The organism is Cryobacterium lactosi, from assembly GCF_004403945.1.
Lineage (GTDB): Bacteria > Actinomycetota > Actinomycetes > Actinomycetales > Microbacteriaceae > Cryobacterium > Cryobacterium lactosi.
Genome location: NZ_SOHM01000031.1, coordinates 325,019 through 345,368 on the forward strand (window position 1 = coordinate 325,019; position 20,350 = coordinate 345,368).

At 70.9% G+C, this 20,350-nt stretch carries 16 protein-coding genes; 14 read left to right on the forward strand and 2 right to left on the reverse strand.

Annotated elements, in window-relative coordinates; translation table 11 throughout:
• Window positions 1–3: 3 nt before the first annotated feature.
• The 6 genes from E3T61_RS15160 to E3T61_RS15185 are packed head-to-tail and all read left to right on the forward strand — an operon-like array spanning window position 4 to window position 7,219.
• Complete coding sequence (locus tag E3T61_RS15160) at window positions 4–1,878, forward strand: heparinase II/III domain-containing protein (RefSeq protein WP_134641656.1); 1,875 nt, start codon at window positions 4–6, stop codon at window positions 1,876–1,878.
• Window positions 1,875–3,893, forward strand: coding sequence for a DUF4962 domain-containing protein (locus E3T61_RS15165; RefSeq protein WP_241992600.1), 2,019 nt, complete (start codon window positions 1,875–1,877; stop codon window positions 3,891–3,893). The genes E3T61_RS15160 and E3T61_RS15165 overlap by 4 nt, the downstream gene beginning before the upstream one ends.
• On the forward strand, window positions 3,890–4,555 hold the full coding sequence (locus E3T61_RS15170) for a DUF624 domain-containing protein (protein ID WP_134641658.1): 666 nt from the start codon (window positions 3,890–3,892) through the stop codon (window positions 4,553–4,555). Before E3T61_RS15165 ends, E3T61_RS15170 begins: the two co-directional genes overlap by 4 nt.
• Window positions 4,552–5,253, forward strand: coding sequence for a bifunctional 4-hydroxy-2-oxoglutarate aldolase/2-dehydro-3-deoxy-phosphogluconate aldolase (locus E3T61_RS15175; protein WP_134641659.1), 702 nt, complete (start codon window positions 4,552–4,554; stop codon window positions 5,251–5,253). Before E3T61_RS15170 ends, E3T61_RS15175 begins: the two co-directional genes overlap by 4 nt.
• On the forward strand, window positions 5,250–6,224 hold the full coding sequence (locus E3T61_RS15180) for a sugar kinase (RefSeq protein ID WP_134641660.1): 975 nt from the start codon (window positions 5,250–5,252) through the stop codon (window positions 6,222–6,224). Before E3T61_RS15175 ends, E3T61_RS15180 begins: the two co-directional genes overlap by 4 nt.
• Window positions 6,221–7,219, forward strand: a complete 999-nt coding sequence (locus E3T61_RS15185; protein WP_166793259.1) for a DUF4862 family protein — start codon at window positions 6,221–6,223, stop codon at window positions 7,217–7,219. Before E3T61_RS15180 ends, E3T61_RS15185 begins: the two co-directional genes overlap by 4 nt.
• A 126-nt stretch (window positions 7,220–7,345) precedes the next feature.
• On the opposite strand, the gene E3T61_RS15190 is transcribed toward E3T61_RS15185, so the two are convergent.
• Window positions 7,346–8,008, reverse strand: a complete 663-nt coding sequence (locus E3T61_RS15190; RefSeq protein WP_134641662.1) for a histidine phosphatase family protein — start codon at window positions 8,006–8,008, stop codon at window positions 7,346–7,348.
• Window positions 8,009–8,130: 122 nt separating this feature from the next.
• Here E3T61_RS15190 and E3T61_RS15195 point away from each other — a divergent pair, with 122 nt between their 5' ends.
• The 3 genes from E3T61_RS15195 to E3T61_RS15215 all read left to right on the forward strand — a co-directional run bounded on the left by E3T61_RS15195 (window position 8,131) and on the right by E3T61_RS15215 (window position 13,881).
• Complete coding sequence (locus E3T61_RS15195) at window positions 8,131–8,724, forward strand: hypothetical protein (RefSeq protein ID WP_134641663.1); 594 nt, start codon at window positions 8,131–8,133, stop codon at window positions 8,722–8,724.
• Window positions 8,725–8,820: 96 nt separating this feature from the next.
• Window positions 8,821–12,066 carry a lamin tail domain-containing protein gene (locus E3T61_RS22170; RefSeq protein ID WP_198418705.1) on the forward strand — a complete coding sequence of 1,082 codons (3,246 nt, stop codon included), beginning with the start codon at window positions 8,821–8,823 and terminating at the stop codon, window positions 12,064–12,066.
• A 138-nt stretch (window positions 12,067–12,204) separates the two neighbouring features.
• Entirely contained in the window at window positions 12,205–13,881 is a 1,677-nt protein-coding gene (locus E3T61_RS15215) for an FAD-dependent oxidoreductase (protein ID WP_134641664.1), read from the forward strand.
• Window positions 13,882–14,244: 363 nt separating this feature from the next.
• On the opposite strand, the gene E3T61_RS15220 is transcribed toward E3T61_RS15215, so the two are convergent.
• Window positions 14,245–15,207: a LacI family DNA-binding transcriptional regulator gene (locus tag E3T61_RS15220; RefSeq protein ID WP_166793260.1), complete on the reverse strand. Its 963-nt coding sequence runs from the start codon at window positions 15,205–15,207 to the stop codon at window positions 14,245–14,247.
• A 153-nt stretch (window positions 15,208–15,360) separates the two neighbouring features.
• Here E3T61_RS15220 and E3T61_RS15225 point away from each other — a divergent pair, with 153 nt between their 5' ends.
• The 5 genes from E3T61_RS15225 to E3T61_RS15245 all read left to right on the forward strand — a co-directional run bounded on the left by E3T61_RS15225 (window position 15,361) and on the right by E3T61_RS15245 (window position 20,341).
• Window positions 15,361–16,182 (forward strand): ABC transporter permease, encoded by an 822-nt coding sequence (locus E3T61_RS15225; protein ID WP_134641666.1) that lies wholly within the window; start codon window positions 15,361–15,363, stop codon window positions 16,180–16,182.
• A complete protein-coding gene (locus E3T61_RS15230) occupies window positions 16,179–16,973 on the forward strand; it encodes an ABC transporter permease (RefSeq protein ID WP_241992601.1) in 795 nt (264 codons plus the stop codon). The genes E3T61_RS15225 and E3T61_RS15230 overlap by 4 nt, the downstream gene beginning before the upstream one ends.
• Entirely contained in the window at window positions 16,970–17,989 is a 1,020-nt protein-coding gene (locus tag E3T61_RS15235; protein ID WP_134641667.1) for an ABC transporter ATP-binding protein, read from the forward strand. Before E3T61_RS15230 ends, E3T61_RS15235 begins: the two co-directional genes overlap by 4 nt.
• Before the next feature lie 39 nt (window positions 17,990–18,028).
• Window positions 18,029–19,126 carry an ABC transporter substrate-binding protein gene (locus E3T61_RS15240; protein ID WP_134641668.1) on the forward strand — a complete coding sequence of 366 codons (1,098 nt, stop codon included), beginning with the start codon at window positions 18,029–18,031 and terminating at the stop codon, window positions 19,124–19,126.
• 111 nt (window positions 19,127–19,237) lie between these two features.
• On the forward strand, window positions 19,238–20,341 hold the full coding sequence (locus E3T61_RS15245; protein WP_241992602.1) for an adenosine deaminase family protein: 1,104 nt from the start codon (window positions 19,238–19,240) through the stop codon (window positions 20,339–20,341).
• Window positions 20,342–20,350: the final 9 nt, after the last annotated feature.

Consider the following 20,350-nt stretch of genomic DNA (forward strand, 5'->3'; position numbering starts at 1 on the left):
GGCGTGCAGCACGCTAGGGGCGGGTGGTGGCACGACTACGTCTGCCCCACCCACGGCACGGAACTGGAACCCCGCTCAGGCGACGCCTACCCGTGCCGGTACGGCTGCCGGCTCACCGGCGAACCGTTCGCCTCGGCCTGGACCGTCTACACGCATCAGGCCGGGGCCCGCCGGGCCCGGCTGCTCGCTCACCGCCACACCAGCGCCCGGGCTCGCGGAGTCGTCGACACCGCTGACCGGGACGAGGCCGTACGCGTCGTGAGGGAGTTCGCCGAGGTCTACGCCGACATCGCCGCGGCCGGCTGGAGCACCCAGAGCGAACCGTGGATGCTGCGCGGCAAGCTCTTCGCCCAGGCCCTGACCGAGGCGATCTGGGCGGTGCAACTGGCGGATGCCGTGGCCGAACTGGCCACCGACGACGCGGCCAGGCCCGCCCTCGGCGCCCCGGTGGTGAGCCTGCTGACCGGGCTGCTGGCCACGATCACGTCGGCCCGGCAGACCCTGGTGGTGCACAAGAACGACCCGACCAGCAACTACGTGGCCTGGATCGATGCCGCCGGAACCACCCTGAACCGGGCCCTGGTGGCCCTCGGCCACGCCGACGACGGGCAGAACTGGGTCGGCCGCACCATCGAGCATGCCCGGCTCGCGATCGGCGCTGACGGTTGGGAGTGGGAGGGATCCACCTACTATCACCTGTTCGTGCTGCGGGCCTACCTGCTTGCGCTCCGCGGCACCGAGCCGGCCGCGCTGCCCGCCGACGCCGCCGAACGGCTCGCCGACATGGTGCGGGTGCTGGCCGACCTGGCCGCACCGGACGGTACCCTGCCGATGCTCCACGACGGACCGTACGACCGGGTGCCTGCCCACCTCGAGGTGCTCGAGGTATGCGTGCTGGCCGGCCAGCTCTGGGCAGATTCCCCCCTCGACGCGGTGGAAGCGGCGACCCGCCGATCGCTCGGGACCGCCCACGACGGACTCGAAGACCTCCTCACCGGCTGGTTCGGCGGCCCGGCGCTGCTCGCGCCCACCCGCGAGGCGGTACCGGCCGGACCGCGGCCATCCGTGCTCTTCGCGAACGCCGGCTACGCGGTGCTCCGCGACCCGGGTGACACCTGGCAGGCCGTACTCGACGCCGGTCCGCACGGTGGTTCGCACGGCCACCTCGACAAGCTCGGCCTCTACCTCTACGGCACCGGGGTGGCCTGGCAGCCCGCACCCGGTGTGCCGCCGTACGCCAGCACCCTGCGCCGCGGCTACTACGCCCGCACCCTGGCGCACCCCACCGTGCGGGTCGACGACCTCGACCAGCTGCCCGCGACGGGCCAGGTGGAGGACTTCTCGGCAACCCGCGTCGTGGCCAGCGCCGGCGACGCCATCGCCGGGGTCTCCCTGCGGCGCGAGCTCGTGATGACCGACGACTACCTGCTCGACATCGTGCACGCGGTCGTGGACGACCCCACCGGCGACACCGACACCACCGGCGGGCGCCGGATGACGCTCGCCCTCCGGCCGGCGGTGCCCCTCACGATCACGGCTGAGGGCAGTGCCTGGCGCACCAGCTGGGCGGCCAGCCGACACGGCGACCCGACGCGGCGCCCGGCGCCCGGCGCCGCCGAGCTGCACGGCTTCCACCGCGCCACGGCGCCGGCGGTGCTGCTGGCCGCACCCGGCCGCGGGCCCTCCGACGACCCGGCCCGGAGCCTCACGAACGCGGACTGGACCGTCACGGGACACGAGGCCTGGTTCGTCTCGGTCTACTCGCCCGGCACCGCCGTCGTGCGCGATGTGGTTCTGCACTCCGGCGCGGCCGGCCTCACCGCCGTCACGGTCCTCCGCGCTGACGAATGCTCCACCGTCCACGAGGTGACCCGATGAGCGCCGCACCGATCACCGTCGTGAGCCGGCCGCTGCTGCTCGCCGGGCACGAAGACCGGTTGCGCGCCGAGATCCTCACGGTGAAGGCCGCGCAGTTCCGCCGGCTGGTCGACGAGTGCGAACGGTACCGGGCCCTGCCGCTGGCGCCCGCGCATCCGGATGCGTCGATCACCTACCTCGGTGCCGCCGCAGCCAACCTGGCGCTGGCCTACCGGCTGACCGGCCAGGAGCACTACCTCACCGAGCTGCGCCGCTGGCTCGACGTGGCCGTGGGCTACCCGCACTGGGGCAAGGCGCACCTGCCCGACCACGACCTCGACGCGGGTTGGCTGCTGCACGGCCTCGGCCTGGCCTATTCCTGGGCGGGCGACGCCCTGCCGGAACCCGAACGGGCGCGGCTGCGGGACAAGCTCATCCTGCAGGGCGGCCGGCTGCACGAGTTCGCGGTCGCCTCAGAGGGCGGCTGGTGGGCCTCGTCGTACTGGCAGAACCACAACTGGATCTGCTTCGCCGGCCTGGCCACGGCTGCCTACGCCGTCGCGGCCGAGCATCCTGACGCTCGGGCCTGGTCCGACCTGGCCAAGGCCAACTTCGACACCGTGCTCGACCTGCTGCCCGATGACGGCTCGAACAACGAGGGTGTCGTGTACTGGCGCTACGGCGTGCCGTGGCTGGTGAGCTACCTCGATGTGCTGCGCTGGGCGGAGGGAACCGACTGGTTCGCCCGCAGCGCCTACCTGAGGGAGACCTTCTGGTACCGGCTCTACCAGGCCGCGCCGGACCTCGAACGCATCGTCAACCACGGCGACTGCCACGACCGGCGCAGTGGCCACTCCGTCGCCCTGTACTACAAGCTGGCCGCCGAATACGGCATCGGGCAGGCCCAGTGGCTGGCGCGCCAGGTGGCCGACGGATTCTTCTGGCGGGAGGCCTACGAGAGCGGCGTCCGGCCCGGTGTGCGCGCCGAGGCCTACCAGGAACTGCTCTGGTTCGACCCGACCGTGGCCGAGGCCGACCCGCAGAGCCTCCCGACCAGCCGGTTCTTCCCCGACCTCGGACTGGTGGTCGGGCGCACCTCCTGGCAGCCGGATGCGACGCTCGTCTCTGTGAAGGCGGCCCCTGGCGGCGGTCACACGGCCTGGACCGCCTCGGCGAAGCTCGACCGCGAACACGGCTGGACCACCCTCAACGCCGGCCACCAACACCCGGATGCCGGCAGTTTCGTGATCCTCGGGCACGGCTCCTACCTCGCCATCGACGAGGGCTACTCGAGCCGCAAACGCACCGCGCACCACAACGGGGTGCTCGTGGACGGTCACGGCTTCGTGAACGAAGACCGCTACCACGTGTTCGAGAACCTGGACCGGCAGCACACCGCCGAGGTCCTGACCACCACCCTCGACGGCGGCTGGGTGCACACCGTGAGCGAGATCGGCGCGATGTACGACCCCGCCCTCGGCGTGCAGCGGCTGCGCCGGCATCTGGTGATGTCACCGGCAGGAACTGTCTTCACCGTCGACGAGTGCGTGGCGCGCGACCCGAGCGCCTTCACCTGGTTGCTGCAGACCGACAACCCGCCCGCGGCGCACGGCGACGGCCGCTATCTCGCCCAGGCTGGCAGCGGATGCCTGCTCGTCACGCTGCTGGAACCGGTCGACGTCCACACCGACGTCATCACGAGCACGGTGCAGGCCAACCCCACCTCGTCGACGCCCGCGTTGGCGATCGTGACCGAGCAGCACACCCTGCGCCGCACGACCGGACCCGTCACGGCCGCGGTCTTCGTCACCGTGCTCGAACCGCGCGCCTGGAACGACACCGAGGCCGGGGTCTCGACCGCGAACATCCGCGGCCGGACGGTGCACCTGGCCCTCGGCCGGGCCGGGCGCCAGGAACACGTCGCCCTGCACCTCGACGGGCAGAGCATCGAGCTGGCCGCCGCTGCCGGCGCGGCTCAGGTGCGCGGGGCGGGATTCGCCGCCCGGACCGGCCCCGACGAGATGAGCACCCCATGACCGCCGCAACCCGGCAGCCACGAAACCGACCCGCCCCGGCCGCCACCCGCGGATGGGAGCAGAGGCTGCTGGCCGCCATGGCCTACCCGGCGAACCTCGCGTTCGTGGGAGTGGCCGCGCTCATCCTGGCCCTGCCGGTGGTGACCATCCTGCCTGCCTCGGTGGCGGCGGCGCGCGCCCTGCGCCTCTGGCTGCAGGACGGCGAGACCGCGGTGTTCACCGCCACCTTCCGTGAGTTCGGCGCCACCTGGCGGCGCACCCTGCCTCTGGGCGTCACCAGCGTCGCCGTGGTGCTTCTGCTCCTGGTCGACAGCGTCTTCCTCGGCCAACAGCTCAGCACGGCCGGCGCAGGCGCGAGCCCGGTGGCGCTGGTCCTGGCCGCAGCCACGGTGCCCGTCGCCCTGGCCGTGGCCCTGCTGTTGCTAGCCCTACCGGTGGCCGCGGCCCGAAGCCGCGAGGGCACTCGACGCCAGTGGCTGCTGGAAGCGGGTTACCTGATCGCCCGCCGGCCCGTGCAGGCGCTGCTCATGCTCGCGATCGTCGTTGCCTTCGCCCTCACCTGCTATCTACTGCCCACCCTGGTGCCGTTCTTCGGCCTTTCCCTGCCCGTCTACCTCGCCCTCGTCACCCTGGGCCGGGACACGGGCGGCACACCCTCATGACCGGAGCATCCGTGAACCTGACCTCCACCGCGCCCGCAGCAGCAATCGAACGGCGCACCCCCTCGGACCTGCTTCGGCAGAACCCGCTGATTGCCGTGCTGCGCGCGGCGCGCGCCACCGACTACGACCGCGTCGTGGAGGTGCTCGCCGACGCCGGGGTGCGCTCCATCGAGCTGACCCTCAGCACGCTGGGCACCTTCGAGCACCTGCCCGCCCTGCAGGCGAGCCTGGGCGAGCGGGTCGAGATCGGCATCGGCACCATCGTGTCCGCCGATCAGGCCCGCCGCGCCATCGATGCCGGTGCCGATTACCTGGTCACGCCGGTCGTCGACCTCGAGGTCATCAACCTGGCTGTTGGCGCCGGGACCCCGATCTATGCGGGCGGTCTCACCCCGACCGAGCTCTATTCGGCCTGGGCCGCCGGCGTCACCGCGGTCAAGATCTTTCCGGCCCAGACCGTGGGCAGCGCCTACGCCACGCACCTGCGGGGCCCGTTCCCCGACCTGCAATTCCTGCCATCGGGTGGGGTGGGCCTGGCCGACGTTCCTGCATGGCTGCGAGCCGGAGCCGTGGCCGTGAGCCTCGGCGGCCCGCTGCTCGGTGACGCCCTCGACGGTGGATCCCTGGTCGCGTTGGCCGACCGGGCCCGGCGTGCCGTGGACGTCGTGCGGGAAGCCCGCGACGGCGGCCGGTCATGAGCGGCGTTCGCGGCGGCGGTGTGGTCACCCTCGGCGAGACCATGGCGCTGATGAGTTCGGACACCTGGGGGCCGCTGCAGCACAGTCGCGCCATGACCATGGGCATCGGTGGGTCGGAGAGCAATGTGGCCATAGCCCTCCGCCGTCTCGGCCTGGACGTGACCTGGATCGGCCGGGTCGGCGAGGACTCGCTCGGCGACCTGGTGGCCCGCGAAATCAGCGCGGAGGGTGTGTCGGTGCGCGCGATCCGGGACCCGGACGCGCAGACGGGCGTGATGATCAAGGAACGGCGCACCAGCCGGCAGACCCGGGTCTGGTACTACCGCAGCGGCAGCGCCGGATCCCGGCTCTGCCCGGCCGACATCGACCCGGTCACCATCCGGTCGGCGGCTCTGCTGCACGTCACTGGGATCACCCCGGCCCTGTCGGCATCCGCCGCCGACGCCACCTTCACCGCGGTGAACCTGGCCAGAGAAGCCGGTGTGCCGGTGTCGTTCGACCTGAACTACCGCAGCAAACTCTGGTCGGCAGCCGAGGCCCGTGCGGTCTACCGCCGGCTCATCCCACTCGCCGACCTGGTCTTCGCCGGTGACGGCGAGGCCGAGGTCGCGCTCGGTGACGGCACACCCGCCCTGGGCGTGGGCGGGATGGCCCTGGCCCACCGGCTGGTGGATGCCGGCGCCGGGCAGGCGATTGTGAAGCTCGGCGAGCACGGTGCCGTGGCCGTGGTCGACGGGGTGGAGTACCAACGCTCGGCCATCGCGGTGGAGCCGCTGGACACCGTCGGCGCGGGCGACGGCTTCGTGGCCGGCTACCTGGCGGAGTACCTGGCGGGGGAGAGCGTGGCAGACTGCCTCACGACCGCCGTGACCGTGGGCGCGTACGCGTGCCTGGTGCCCGGAGACTGGGAGGGCATGCCCCGCCGCAGCGAACTGGCTACCCTGGCCGCGACCGAACCGGTCTCACGGTGAGCGACAGCGCGGGGCCGGGCGCCGGACTCATCGTCGGCGCCTACGCCAGTTCACCCACCGCGCACCGGTGGGACCCGGCGGTCGAGAGCAGCTATCTCGGCGGGCTGGCCGAGGTCGCCGGCATCCGGGGCCTCGAGCTGCCGTGGCTGGGCAGCCTGCACGCGCACGACGAGCCGTGGCTGCTGGCGACCCTGCCGGCCCGGTGGCAGGTGGTGCTCACCTCGGTGGGCTACACCGTCGCCGCGGTGGCCGGGGACCCCCGACACGGCTTGGCCTCTGAGGATGCCGAGGGCCGCCGCGCCGCGGTGGCGAATGTGGCCGCGATGCTCGCCGGTGTCCGCCGTCTCAACGACTCCGCCGGGACACCCGTGGTCATCGCCGTAGAGCTGCAGGCCGGCCCGGGGCCGCACCCGACGTCGTCGGCCGGCGCGGCCGCCCTGGCCGCCTCCCTGGCGGAGATCGGCGCGTGGGACTGGGAGGGGACCGCGGTGCTGCTCGAGCACTGCGACGCCTGGGTGCCCGGCCAGGCGCACGCCAAGGGGTTCCTCCCGCTCGGGGACGAGATCGCCGCCATCCGCATGTCGGGTGTCGAGGTGGGCATCGTCGTGAACTGGGGACGGTCGGCGATCGAACTGCGCGCATCCTCCCGGGTTCTCGAACACGTGCAGGCGGCACGGGACGCCGGAGTGTTGCGCGGGCTGATGTTCTCCGGCGTCGCCGACCAGGCGAGCGCCTACGGAGCGGCCTGGGCGGATGCGCATCTGCCGTTCGCCCCTGAACCCGGCGCGGTGGGCCACGCGGCGTATTCGGAGCCTGCCTCGATGCTTAAGGTGGGCCTGGCCCGCAGTGCCCTCGACGAGGCCGGCGAGCTGCTCTACTCCGGGATCAAGTTCTCGTGGCGGCCCGAGGAGGCCTCGGTCGACCAACGAGTGGCGATGCTTCGGCGGAGCGTTTCCCTCCTCACCGAGGCGGCCCCGGTGGGCCCTCGACCCTGAGCCGGCCGCCTCTCGCACCGCGGCTCGAGCGACGGCGGTTTATCAGGACACAGGCTGGAAAGAGGACGCAGTGCGCGATTTCGTCCTTCCCAACGCACTTCTTCCTGACAACCAGGAGCATCTGGCTCAGGAGGCGTCGAGCGCCTCGCCGGTCGGGTCCACGGCATCCGCGTCGACCAGGGGCATGCCGCCCAGCGGCACTCCCGCCCAGGAGAGCAGGGTCCAGCCGGTATCGGGGGAGCCCGACAGCTCGACCACGCCGGTGTTGTCCAGGTCGTGCAGCCCGGCGAACATCGGTGGCACGTTCCTGGCGCGCGCCGCCGCCCAGACCCGGATGGCCGCGCCGTGGCTGAACACCGCCGCCGTCGCCCCGCTGGCCGCGGCCACGGCGATGTCGGCGTCGAACCGGGCGAAGAACGCGTGGCCGTTCGGTCCGCCGGGCATCCCCACATCGAGGTTGCCGGCGCCCCAGGCGAACACGGTCTCCATGTAGGTGCGGATGGAGGCGTGGTCGCTACGTCGTTCGAGGGTGCCGGCTTCGATCTCGTGCAGGCCGTCGGCCACCTGGATGTCCAGGCCCCGGTCCACCGCGAGCGGCCTGGCCGTGAGCTGGGTGCGGTGCAGCGTCGACGCAAAAATGGTGTCGATCGAATCGAACCGGAGCGCCTCGGGAATGACGGCGGCCTGACGTTCGCCGAGCTCGGTGAGGCCAGGGCCAGGGTGGGCGGTGTCGAGTTGCCCGAGCACATTGGCGGGGGTCTGGCCGTGGCGGATCAGCAGGAGTCGCATGGTCCATCCAGCATAGGCACGAGGTGGTCCAAGCAATAGCCGATGTACCCTTGCCGATTGCGCGAAGGCCTTTTAGTGTCGTCGGCGAACACCTGCATGGGGCTATCTGGGTGGAGGCGAGCGTGGACGACGGGCGGGCCGCGCGGGAGTCTGCATCCCTCGTCGTGATCGGCGCGATCTGCGGGCTCGCCTGGGCGGCGGGTCTTCGCGCGTATATGGCCGAGCTTGTCGGATTCGCATCCAGGTTCGACTGGGTCGGAACTTTCGGCGTCATTCTGCTACCCGGCGCCCTGACCGGTGGGCTGCTGGGCTGGGCGGAATCACTGCGGCGGGCCGGGGGAGCGCCGCACTGGCGGTGGCTGGCCCTGGCGCCGCTGGTGCTCGCGGTCGTGCCGCTCTTTCGGCCCGGCGCGTTCATTGAGCTTGTCACCACCGGAATCGGCGGAGCAGCGGTGGGCGTGGCCCTGATCGGCATCGGCGGCGGCTACGCCGTCTCCGGCCGCGGACGGCTGTGGGGGCGAATCGCGGCCGGTGTGTTGATCGGGGCGTCGCTGGCGGCGACAGCGTTCACGCCTGCCGCAATCGGTGGTGAGATGCTCACCCTCACCGAACCTCGTGGGGCCTGGGTCGCCGTCCTGGGCGTGTCGTTCCTGCTCGTGCTGGTTCTCGCGTCGTCGATCCCGTTCCGCCGGGTGCTCCCGCAGTCGGCAGAGTGACGTTCGTTCCCCGTTAACCGGGTGTTTCCCCGGCGTCGCCACAGTGGACCGGGCCCGTCCGCGGCCCATCACCCACAGCCTCGAAGGGGCATCCCTGTGCGCACAAACTGGCGTCGGCCAAGCCTGGCCGCCATTCTCACCCTCGCCCTGGCGGTTCCGCTCGCCGCGTCCCTGAGCCCGGCGATGGCCGCCGAAGCGCCCGGGGTTCGCATCAACGAGGTCGAATCCAACGACGGCACCCCCGGCGACTGGATCGAACTGACCAACACCGGCCAGACGGCGGCGGATGTCTCCGGCTGGGTAGTCAAGGACGACAAGGGCGAGCGCACCTTCGCGTTGCCCGCGGACACCGTCATCGAGCCCGGCGCGTTCCTCGCTGTGGACGTGGACGGCTCCGGCGCCACCAACTTCGGCCTGGGCAAGGCCGACATCGCCCGGCTCTTCCTGCCCGACGGCAGCACCCTGGTCGACTCCTACTCCTGGACCGCACACGCCGCCACCAGCTGGGGACGCTGCCCGGACGGCACCGGAGAATTCCGCGAGACCGCGGCATCCACTCGCGGCGCCGCCAACGCCTGCGTCACGTCGGCCGCCGCCACCGTGCGGCTCAACGAGGTGGAGTCCAGCGACGGCTCGGCCGGCGACTGGATCGAACTCGTCAACACCGGCACGGTGTCGGTGGATGCCTCCGGCCTGGTTCTGAAGGACAACGACGACAGCCACGCGGCCCTCCTGCCGGCCGGCTCGACGATGGCCGCCGGCGGCTACCTCCTCGTCGAGGCGCCGATCCTGGGCTTCGGCCTCGGCGGCGCCGATAGCGCCCGGCTTTTCGACACCGACGGGGTCACCCTGGTCGATTCCTATGACTGGACCGCCCACGCCGGCGTGACCTTCGGCCGTTGCCCCGACGGTGTCGGCGCCTTCGCCGACACGGCGACGGCCACCAAGGGCGCCGCAAACGACTGCATCGTGCCCGTCACGGCCGACGTGCGCATCAACGAGACCGAGTCCAGCGGCGGCACCCCCGGTGACTGGGTGGAGCTGGTGAACCCCGGCACGGTCGACGTGGACCTCAGCGGCTGGATCGTGCGCGACAACGACGACACCCACACCGCGGTGCTCCCGACCGGCTCCATGATCGCTGCCGGCGGCTTCTTCATCGTCGAGGAGGGCATGCTCGGCTTCGGCCTGGGCTCGGCCGACTCGGCCCGCCTCTTCGCGCCCGACGGATTCACCCTCGTCGACTCGGTGACGTGGCCCACCCACGCGGCCACGACCTGGGGCTTCTGCCCCGGCGGCACCGATCTGGTGCAGATGACCTCGTCGACCAAGGGCGCCGCAAACGACTGCGGCTCACCCGTGCGGCTCAACGAGGTCGAGTCCAGCGGCGGCACGCCCGGCGACTGGGTCGAACTGCGCAACAACGGTGCCGGCACTGCGGATGTCTCCGGCTTCGTCCTGAAAGACAACGACGACAGCCACGCCGTCATGGTCCCTGCCGGCAGCGCCATCTCGGCCGGCGGCTACCTCGTCGTCGACGTCGACGTCGCGGGCGGCTTCGGCCTGGGCGGCGCCGACAGCGCCCGGCTCTTCGCCGCCGACGGCAGCACCCTGCTGGACAGCCACTCATGGACCGCTCACGCGGCGACCAGCTACGGCCGCTGCCCCGACGGAACGGGCGATTTCGCCGCCACGACCGCGAGCACCAGGGGGACCGCCAACAGTTGCACCGGGGATCTGGTCACCGCGGCCTGGCCCGGCTCGGCCACCGTGCAGACCGTTGACCCGGCCGGTGTGCTCGGCGGCAACATGAGCGGCCTGGCCTACGACGAGTCCGGCGAGTCCGGCGACGCCGGCACCGCTGGAGACGTGCTCTGGGCAGCCAAGAACGGCCCGGGCGCGCTCTACAGGCTTGTCTCCGACGGCGCAGGCTGGGCGCCGGACACCAGCAACGGCTGGGCTGCCGGCAAGCTCCTGCACTACACCGACGGCAACGGTGACGTTGATGCCGAGGGTGTGGCGACGACCGCGGCCGGGGCCGAGGGCGGGCTGTACATCGCCAGCGAGCGCAACAACGCCGTGAGCGGCGTCAGCCGGCCCGCGGTGCTGCGCTACGACACATCCGCCGCCGGCACCGAGCTCACGGCGTCCATGGAGTGGAACCTCACCGCCGACCTGCCCGTCGTGGGCGCGAACGCCGGCCTCGAGGCCATCGCCTGGGTGCCGGACAGCTTTCTGGTAGCCCAGGGGATGCTGGACGAGCACACCGGCGCCGCCTACGACCCGGCGGTCTACGCCGGCCACGGCAGCGGCCTGTTCTTCGTGGGCCTGGAGGCCAACGGTGCGGTCTACGCCTACGCGCTGGACCAGACCACCGGCGGATACACCCGTGTCGCCACCATCGCCAGCGGGTTCACCGGTGTGATGGACCTGGAGTTCGAGGCCTCCACCGGGCGGTTCTGGGCCGTGTGCGACGACACCTGCGACGGCCGGTCCGCGGTCCTGCAGGTCGCGCAGTCCGGTGCCACCGACGGGCGCTTCGGTGTCACGACCGTGTACGAACGCCCGGCGTCGATGCCGAACATCAACAACGAGGGCTTCGCCCTGGCCCCGCAGAGCGCCTGTGTCGCCGGAGCCAAGCCCGTCTTCTGGGCAGACGACTCCAACACCGGCGGCAACGCGATCCGGGTGGGCAGCATCGACTGCACCGCGCTGACGCCGACGGAGCCGACGCCTGTGCCCACCCCGGGGCCCACGGGCGAACCGACCCCGGTACCGACCGCCGAGCCGACACCGGTGCCGACGGATGCGCCGACGCCGGTCCCGACGACGGCCCCGACCGGAACACCGGCACCGGTGCCGAGCGGCGAGCCGACCCCGCTGCCGACTGCGGCACCGACCCCGACCGCCCCGGTCCCGGTGGCGACGGCCGCTCTGATCGACTCCGCGCGCGGACCGGTGTCGGTGCCTGCAGCCGCGAAGCCGGGGGACACCGTCACGGTCACCGTCGGCCGCAGTCTCGCGAGTGACCTCGTGAACGTCTGGCTACACTCCACGCCGACGCTGTTGGCGTCCACGACGGTCACCGCCGCGGGCACCGTGCAGGTCGTCATCCCGGCCGGTACGGCGCCGGGAGCGCACCGCATCGTGGTGGTGGCCGAGGACGGCACGCTGATCGGCTGGGACGACATCCGCGTCGGCTCCGAGACGGCGGCGTCCCAGATCCCCGGCACGCTGGCGAGCACCGGCGCGAACCTCGCCCTACCCGGACTCCTCGCGCTGCTTCTGGTGCTGGCGGGCGGGACTGTGCTGGTGCTCCGCCGTCGTGGTGCGACGGGGTAGCAGCCGCGCCGAGCAGCAGCATCCGTCCGGCGGCCGCACCCACGAGGGGCGGTCGCCGGACTTCGTTGCGTCGGCGGAGACGCATCCGGTCACGCCGTCGACTTGCGGATACCCCCTGGGGTATAGCAGACTGGTGTTATGACCCAGAATCGATACGTCATCATCGGCGGCGTCGCCGGCGGTATGTCCGCCGCCACCCGCCTCCGCCGCCTCGACGAGAACGCCCAGATCATCGTGTTCGAACGCGGCGGCCACGTCTCGTTCGCCAACTGCGGCCTGCCGTACTACCTCGGTGGTGTCATCGAGGAGCGCTCCAGCCTGCTGCTGCAGACGCCGGCCACGCTCGGAGCCCGGTTCAACCTCGACGTGCGCGTGCGCACCGAAGTGATCGGCATCGACAGCGCGGCCAAGACCGTCACCGTGCGCGACCTCGCCAGCGGCCAGGAGACGACCGAGTCTTACGACGCGCTCGTGCTCTCGCCCGGCGCCTCGCCCGTGCGCCCGCCGCTGCCCGGCGGCGAGCGGATGCTCACCCTGCGCGACATCGACGACGTCGACGCGGCCATGCGCGCCCTCGAGGTGGCGCCCCAGAGCGCCCTCGTGATCGGCGCCGGCTTCATCGGCCTCGAGATGGTGGAGAACCTGGTGCACCGGGGCCTGGACGTCACGCTGGTGGAGCTCGGCGATCAGGTGCTGCCGCCGCTCGACCCCGAGATGGCCGGCCCCGTCGCCGAGCGGCTGCGGGCCGCGGGCGTCAGCGTGCGCCTGGGCACCCAGGTCGCCGAAATCGGCGAGAACACCGCCACCCTCAGTGACGGCAGTGTCGTCGCCGCCGACTTCGTGCTCGCCGCCATCGGTGTGCGGCCCGACACCGCCCTGGCCAAGGCCGCCGGCCTCACCCTCGGCGAACGCGGCGGCATCGCGGTGGACGATCAGCTGCGCACCAGCGACCCCGACATCTACGCCATCGGCGACGCGGTGGAGAAGACCGACGCGATCTCGGGCGAACAACGCCTGGTGGCCCTCGCCGGTCTCGCCAACCGCCACGGACGCCTGGTCGCCGACGTCATCACCGGCAAGAGAATCCGGGTGCGTCCGGCCCTCGGCACCGCCGTGGTGGGCATGATGGGCCTCACCATCGCCGCCACCGGCTGGAACGAGAAGTTGCTCCGCGCCCGCGGGCGCAACATCCGGGTGTTCCACACCCACCCCGCCTCGCACACCGGCTACTACCCCGGCGCGGAGTCGATGGCGCTGAAACTCGTCGTGGACGCCGACACCGACGCCATCCTCGGCGCCCAGGGTGTGGGCGGTGGCGGGGTCGACAAGCGCATCGATGTGATCGCGACGGCCATGGCCGGCGGCATCACGGCATCCGAGCTCGCCGACCTCGAACTGGCTTACGCCCCGCAGTTCTCCTCGGCCAAGGACCCGGTGAACATGCTCGGCTACGTGGCCCTGAACGCCGCGGAGGGCCTGACCCCCTCGGTGCAGTGGCACGAACTCGATGCCGCCCGCGCGGCCGGCGCCACGCTGGTGGATGTGCGGACGGCGGGGGAGTACGCCGAGGCCGCCATTCCCGGCTCGGTGAACATCCCGCTCGATGACATCCGCGCCCGCCAGGCCGAGCTGCCCGCGGGCCGACTGATCGTGCACTGCAAGGTGGGCCAGCGCGGCCACACCGCCGTGCGGCTGCTCGCGCAGCTGGGCCGCGACGCCGTCAACCTCGACGGCGGCTATCTCACCTGGGCCGCCGGCACGGATGCGGCGCAGAGCGACCGCGAGCGCGCCGACGCAGCGCTGATCCCTGCCTGAGCCTCACCACCATTACCGATCCATACTGAGGAGCAACTCATGTGTAGCGCAGTCCGATGCAACACCTGCGGCAAGATCACCTGGGCCGGCTGCGGCGAACACGTCGCCAGCGTCATGGCCGATGTGCCGCCCGCCCAGCGGTGCACTTGCAAGTAGCGCGTCGAACCCATCCGTAACGCGGTGAGTTGCCGCTAGGCGCCCCTGCGCCGAGAAGGCAGTTGGGGGCAGTGTGGCGCGTCAAGACTGACCCCAACTGCCCTCTCGCGGGAGCCCCCTCTGCTGAGAAGGCAGTTGGGGGCACTCTGGGGCACCAGAACTGGCCTCAAGTGCCCTCTCGCGAAGGATGACCCGGGTGCGAGGGCATCAGCCGGCGACGGACCAGCGCACCGGCACGGCCAGCTTCGCCGGCGCATCCGCGTGTTCGCCGGGGGAGCTGAGCCGTTCGAGCAGGCGCTGCATGGCCAGGCGGCCGAGCTCCTCGCCGTCGACCTCGATCGAGGGCGCACCCAGCAGGCCGAGGGCCGCCACGACGCCGTCGTCGGCGCTCACCACCACGTCGCCGGGCACCTTGAGACCGCGAGCGTTCAGCCCGAAGATGAGCCCGAGCGAGATCGACGCCGCATAGGAGATCACCGCGGTCGCCCCCGAGGCGACGACGGCCTCTACGGCCTCGACCCCGGAGGCGACGGTGGCCGGGTAGGGGCCGAGCACGGTGAGAGCAGAGCGGCCGGCAGTCGCATCCTGCACCGCCGTGATGCGTTGCGCATTCTGCCAGGACCGGTCCGGGCCGCCGACGAACGCGATCGAGGTGTGCCCGCGGTCGATGAACCCGCGGGCCAGCTCGCCGAAGGCCGTGGCCGTATCGGCGGAGACCGAGGGCAGCCCGTCGATCTCCCGGTCGATCAACACGCTCGGGATGCCGGTCGCCGCCGCCGTGACGACGTCGTCATCTCCGCGAGGCGCTGCGATGAGGAACCCGTCGACCTGCCTGGACAGGGTCTCCAGCGCGGCGATGTCGGCGGGGGAGTCCAGGCCGTGAACCGCGATGGTGAGGTGCAGGCCGGAGGCGGCTGCCTGTTCCTGGGCGCCACGGATGATGGGGGTGAAGAAACTGTTCTCCAGGGTGGGCACCACTATGGCCACCAGTCCTGTGCGCCCGCCGGCCAGGGCCTGGGCGGTGCGGTTGGGCACGAAGCCCAAGACTCGCGCCGAGTCGAGGACCCTCGCTACGGTGGCCGGCGACACCAGCGACGGCTTGCTCAGGGCGCGCGATGCGGTCGCCTTGGAGACTCCGGCGTGCTGCGCGACGTGGTCCAGAGTTGCCACTGAGGTCCTGCCTAACTGATCGAGGTGACCTGGAGGTTTTACGTGGTCGTAACATTCGCGGCCCAAACGGGGGTGCTGTCTGCCCTAGGTTGGAATGAAACCGGTTGCACAACCGGTTTCATTCCCTCTTAGTATGCCGAAGGTTATCCCTGTATGTCTCGAAAACCAGCACTACTGCTCATACCGGGTCTGGTGTTCATTCTGTTCGGTTTTGCCATCCCATCGGCAATCATGCTGCTGGCGCCGCCGTCGACGGACACTGCTGACGTCTTCTTGCGGTTCGGCGCGATGCTCACCGATCCGTATGACCTGGCGATCATCTGGCGCACCGTGCGGATCGGCCTCATCGTCACCGCCGCCTGCGTGGTGCTGGGCTTCCCGATCGCGTACCTGCTGGCCCGCTCCACCTCCCGTTTCGCCGGGATGTGGCTGGCGCTGGCGATCTTCCCGCTGCTGCTGAGCAACGTGGTGCGCACCTTCGGCTGGCTCGTGATCCTCGGCAGCCAGGGCGCCTTCGGCCAGCTGCTCGTGGTGCTCGGCATCACCGACCAGCCGCCGCAACTGCTCTACACAGAGCTGGCCATCGTGCTCGGCCTCATCCAGCTGTTCCTGCCCCTGGCCGTGATCTCCTGCTACTCCGCGGTGGCCCAGGTCGACGCCGGTCTCGACCACGCCGCCCGGGGCCTGGGCGCCACCAAATCGCAGACCCTCTGGCAGATCGTGATCCCGCTGTCCCGCCCCGGCATCCTCATCGCCGGCACACTGGTCTTCGCCGGCGCGACGACCGCGTACACCACGCCCTACCTGCTCGGCGGTTCCAGCCAGCGGATGCTCTCCACCCAGCTGTTCTCCTACGCCAGCGTCAGCGTCGACTGGGCTGCCGCATCCGCCACGGCGCTGATCATGACCATGTTGGTGTTCCTGGTCTCCGGGCTCTCGTCGCTGATCTCCCGCAAGGCGGGGGTGACCTCGTGAAGGGACGCCCGATCCTCGGCACCCTCGCGGTGCTCGGCTACGTCATCATGATCGTGCCGATCCTCTTCGTCGTCTCCACGGCGTTCACCGCCGGCGACGCCCTCACCTTCCCGCCGCAGGGCGTGTCGCTGCGCTGGTTCGGCGAGGCCCTGGCCTACCAGCCATTCGTCGGCGCGCTACTGTCGAGCCTGCAGCTGGCCGTGGTGTCCACCGCGCTCGCGCTGCTGCTCGGCGTGCCCGTCACCCTGGCCATCCAGCGCGGCAAGATCCCTGGCAAGTCGCTCGTCGAGGGCCTGTTCCTGTCCCCGCTCGTGGTACCGGAGCTCGTGGTGGGCCTGGCGCTGTACCAGCAGATCATGATCGGGCTGCACCAGACCTCGTTTGTGGCGCTGCTCGTGGGCCACACCGTGCTCCTGCTGCCCTACGCGGTGCGGGTCACCGGCGCTTCGCTGGCCCTCGCCGATCCTGCCGTCGAAGAGGCCGCCCGCGGGCTCGGCGCCTCCCCGTTACGCACCTTCTTCTCGGTGACGCTGCCGCTGCTGCGCCCGGGCATCTTCTCGGCCGGATTGCTCAGCTTCGTCACCTCGTTCAACAACGTGCCGCTGTCGCTGCTGCTGCAGAGCCGGCAGTTCCGCACCCTGCCCGTCACGATGCTCGATTACGTGCAGCAGTCCTACGACCCGATGATCGCGGCGATGTCCACGCTCATCCTCGCGGGCACCGTCGTGATCGCCATCGTCGCCGAGAAAACCCTCGGTTTTGCCAAGATCTTCGGAGGAATCAACAAATGACCAGTGCGGCCGAATTCACCGGGGTCACCCAGTCGTACGGCGACACCGTCGCCGTGGAAAACCTCAACCTTGAGATCGAGGAGGGCAAGCTCACCACCCTGCTCGGCCCCAGCGGCTGCGGCAAGACCACCACACTGCGGATGCTGGCCGGCTACATCACCCCGAGCGCCGGCACCATCACCATCAACGGCGCCGACGCCACCCGGCTGCCGCCGGAGAAGCGAAACCTCGGCATGGTCTTCCAGTCCTACGCCCTCTTCCCACACCTCACGGTGGCCGACAACGTGGGCTTCGGGCTCAAGCTGCGGAAGGTCCCCACGGATAAGCGCCGAGAGCTGGTCATGGCGAACCTCGACCTGGTGGGCCTGGCCCACCTGGCCGACCGCAAGCCCAAGGCCCTCTCCGGCGGCCAGCAGCAGCGAGTCGCCTTGGCCCGCGCCATCGCGATCAGCCCGTCGCTGCTGCTGCTCGACGAGCCGCTGTCCAACCTTGACGCCAGGCTCCGGGTGCAAATGCGCAGCGAGATCCGCCGCATCCAGGGCGAAACCGGCCTCACCGTGGTGCTCGTCACCCACGACCAGGAGGAGGCCCTGGAGATGAGCGACACCATGGTCGTGATGCGCGCGGGCAAGGTCATGCAGACCGGTGCCCCCGCCACGGTGTTCACCGCCCCGGCCAACCGGTTCGTGGCCGACTTCCTCGGCTACGAGAACTTCCTCAGCCAGAGTGACGGCAGCCTGCTCACCGTGCGGCCCGAGCATCTGCGGGTCTCCGCCGCCGGCCTGGAGCCGTCGACCGCCGGCCTCACCGTGTCGGCCGTGGTCAGGGAGTCCGTCTACCGCGGGGTCGACCATATCGTCACCATGACGGCCGCGGATGCCACCGGCACACCGATCACCCTCGTCTCGACCACCCGGCGGGACACCCTCACCGCCGACGCCGGCTTCCTGCCCGGCGACCTCGTCGTAGCCCAGGCGCGCGACCACGAAATCGTGCGCCTGAGCGCCGACAACTAACTCACAGCACCCCCGAATCCCCCCACCAAAGGAATCCCCATGTCCCACGCATCCCCTCGCCGGCGCACCGCGGTTCTCGGTCTCGCCTTCGTCGCCACGGCCGCCCTGCTGGCCGGTTGCTCCGCCACCCCCGCGCCCACGGCCACCCTCGAACCCGGCGAGACCGCCAGCGGCAGCATCGTCGTGAGCACCTTCCCGTTCGGCGTCGAGGAGTTCCAGCAGGCCATCGTCGACCCGTTCGAAGAGGCCACCGGCATCACCGTCGAACTGGACACGGGCAGCAACGCCGACCGCCTGTCCAAGCTTGAGCTCAACGGCGACGCCTCCGGCATCGACGTGATGCTGATCTCCGACTACTACGCGGCGCTCGGCCAGTCCAAGGACCTCTTCGCCCCCGTCGACGAGGCCGAGGTGCCCAACCTCGCCGAGATCAGCGACTTCGCCAAGGAGGCCCAGTACGACGGCCCCGCCTACAGCTACCAGCTGAACGGCACCCTGTACCGCACCGACCAGATGACCGCGGAGCAGGCCGCCGACTGGGAGACCTTCGGCGACCCGGAGTACGCCGGCAAGATCGCCATGCCCGACATCTCGGTGACGGCCGGGCAGCTCACGGTCTCCGGTATCGCGGATGTCTTCGGATCGGACCCGTACGACGTCGATGAGGCGTTCAGCACCATGGCCTCCTGGAACGACAACGTGCTGCAGTACTACACGTCCTCGACCGAGGTCTCCAGCCTGCTCAGCCAGGGTGAGATCGCGGCGGCGCCGGCACTGAGCGGCTTCGCCACCAGCCTGGTCGCATCCGGCGCGCCCATCGCCTGGACCGCCCCGGCCGAGGGCAAGTTCATGGCCACCAACCGGGCCATGATCCCGGTGGGCGCACCGAACACCCCCGCGGCGAACGCGTTCATCGACTACCTGCTCTCGGTCGAAGCGCAGACCTCCTCCGCCGCGATCGTCGGCGACCTGCCGGTCAACCCGGGCGCCACAGTTCCCGCCGAGCTCACCGAGATCGCAGGCGAAGCCGCGACCGACCCGATCGGCGACGGCTACAGCACCCTCGACATCGACACGATCGTCAAGAACCGCACCGCATGGGTCGACAGGTTCGCCCGCGAGGTCTCCTCGCGCTAACCCGGCGACACCCCAAGCAGCGGCGGCCGCCCGACCCCCCGGCGGGCGGTCGCCGCCCCATCGCCCGCACCACCGCCCGATCACCCCGTTCCAGTAATCACCGTGAAAGCCATGACGCTCATCGACACCCCCGCAGCCACCGCCGGCTACCTCGCCCGCCTGCCTAAAACCGACCTGCACTGCCACCTGATCGGTACCGTGCGAGCCTCGACCTTCGCCGAACTCGCCCGCCGAGAGAAGTTGGTGCTGCCCGATAGCGCCGAGACGATCTTCCGGGACATCAACTCCCTGCCGCCGGACCCGGCGCTCTACGCCGACACCCGCATCCCGGTGCCGATGGGGCGAAGCGCCGACGAACCGGCCACGTCCTACTCGCTGTTCAAGGCATCCGAGTGGGTCGTGTCGGTGCTGCAGAGCGCCGAGGACCTCACCCGGATCACCTACGAGGCCTTCGAGAGTGCCCACCGCACCAGCGCCACGCGGCACCTCGAGTTGTTCTTCGACTACCTGCCGCCGCACCTGGAGAAGCTGGGCTACCGCGGAGCCGTCGAGGCCTACGCCGATGGCATCCGCATGGCCGAACGTGACTTCGGCATGACCGGTCGGATGATCGCCGGCATCGACCGCAGCAAGAGCGGCGAGCACGCCGTGCACCTGGTGCAGCAGATCGTGGACAACCCGCACGAATACGTGGTGGGCATCGGTCTGGACAACCTCGAGACCGCCGGGCCGCCGGAGCGTTTCATCGACGCCTACACCCTCGCCGGTGCCGCGGGGCTGAAGCGCACCGCGCATTCCTCCGAGCACGCGCCGATCGCCGCGAACACCATCACCTGCCTGGATGCGCTGGGCTGCGACCGCATCGACCACGGCTACTTCGTGCTCGAAGACGACGCCGTGGTGGAGCGGGTGCGCGCCGATCAGACGCCGTTCATCGTGGCGTTCACCACCTCACGCCGGTCCTGGCGGCCGTGGCGCCAGGCGTCGATCAAGGCCATGGTCGATGCCGGCCTCAACGTGATCCTGTCTTCCGACGACCCGGGAATGTTCCCGACCACCCTGGCGCAGGAGTACGAGATCGCGTCGACCTCACTGCAGCTGGACACGTCGACTCTGCGCTCGATGTCGCTGGCCGGGGTCGAGGCATCCTGGCTGCCCGAGCCCGAAAAGATTCTCCTCCGCGAGCGCTTCGTGCGCGAGTTCGACGCCCTCTAGCTCGCGGTC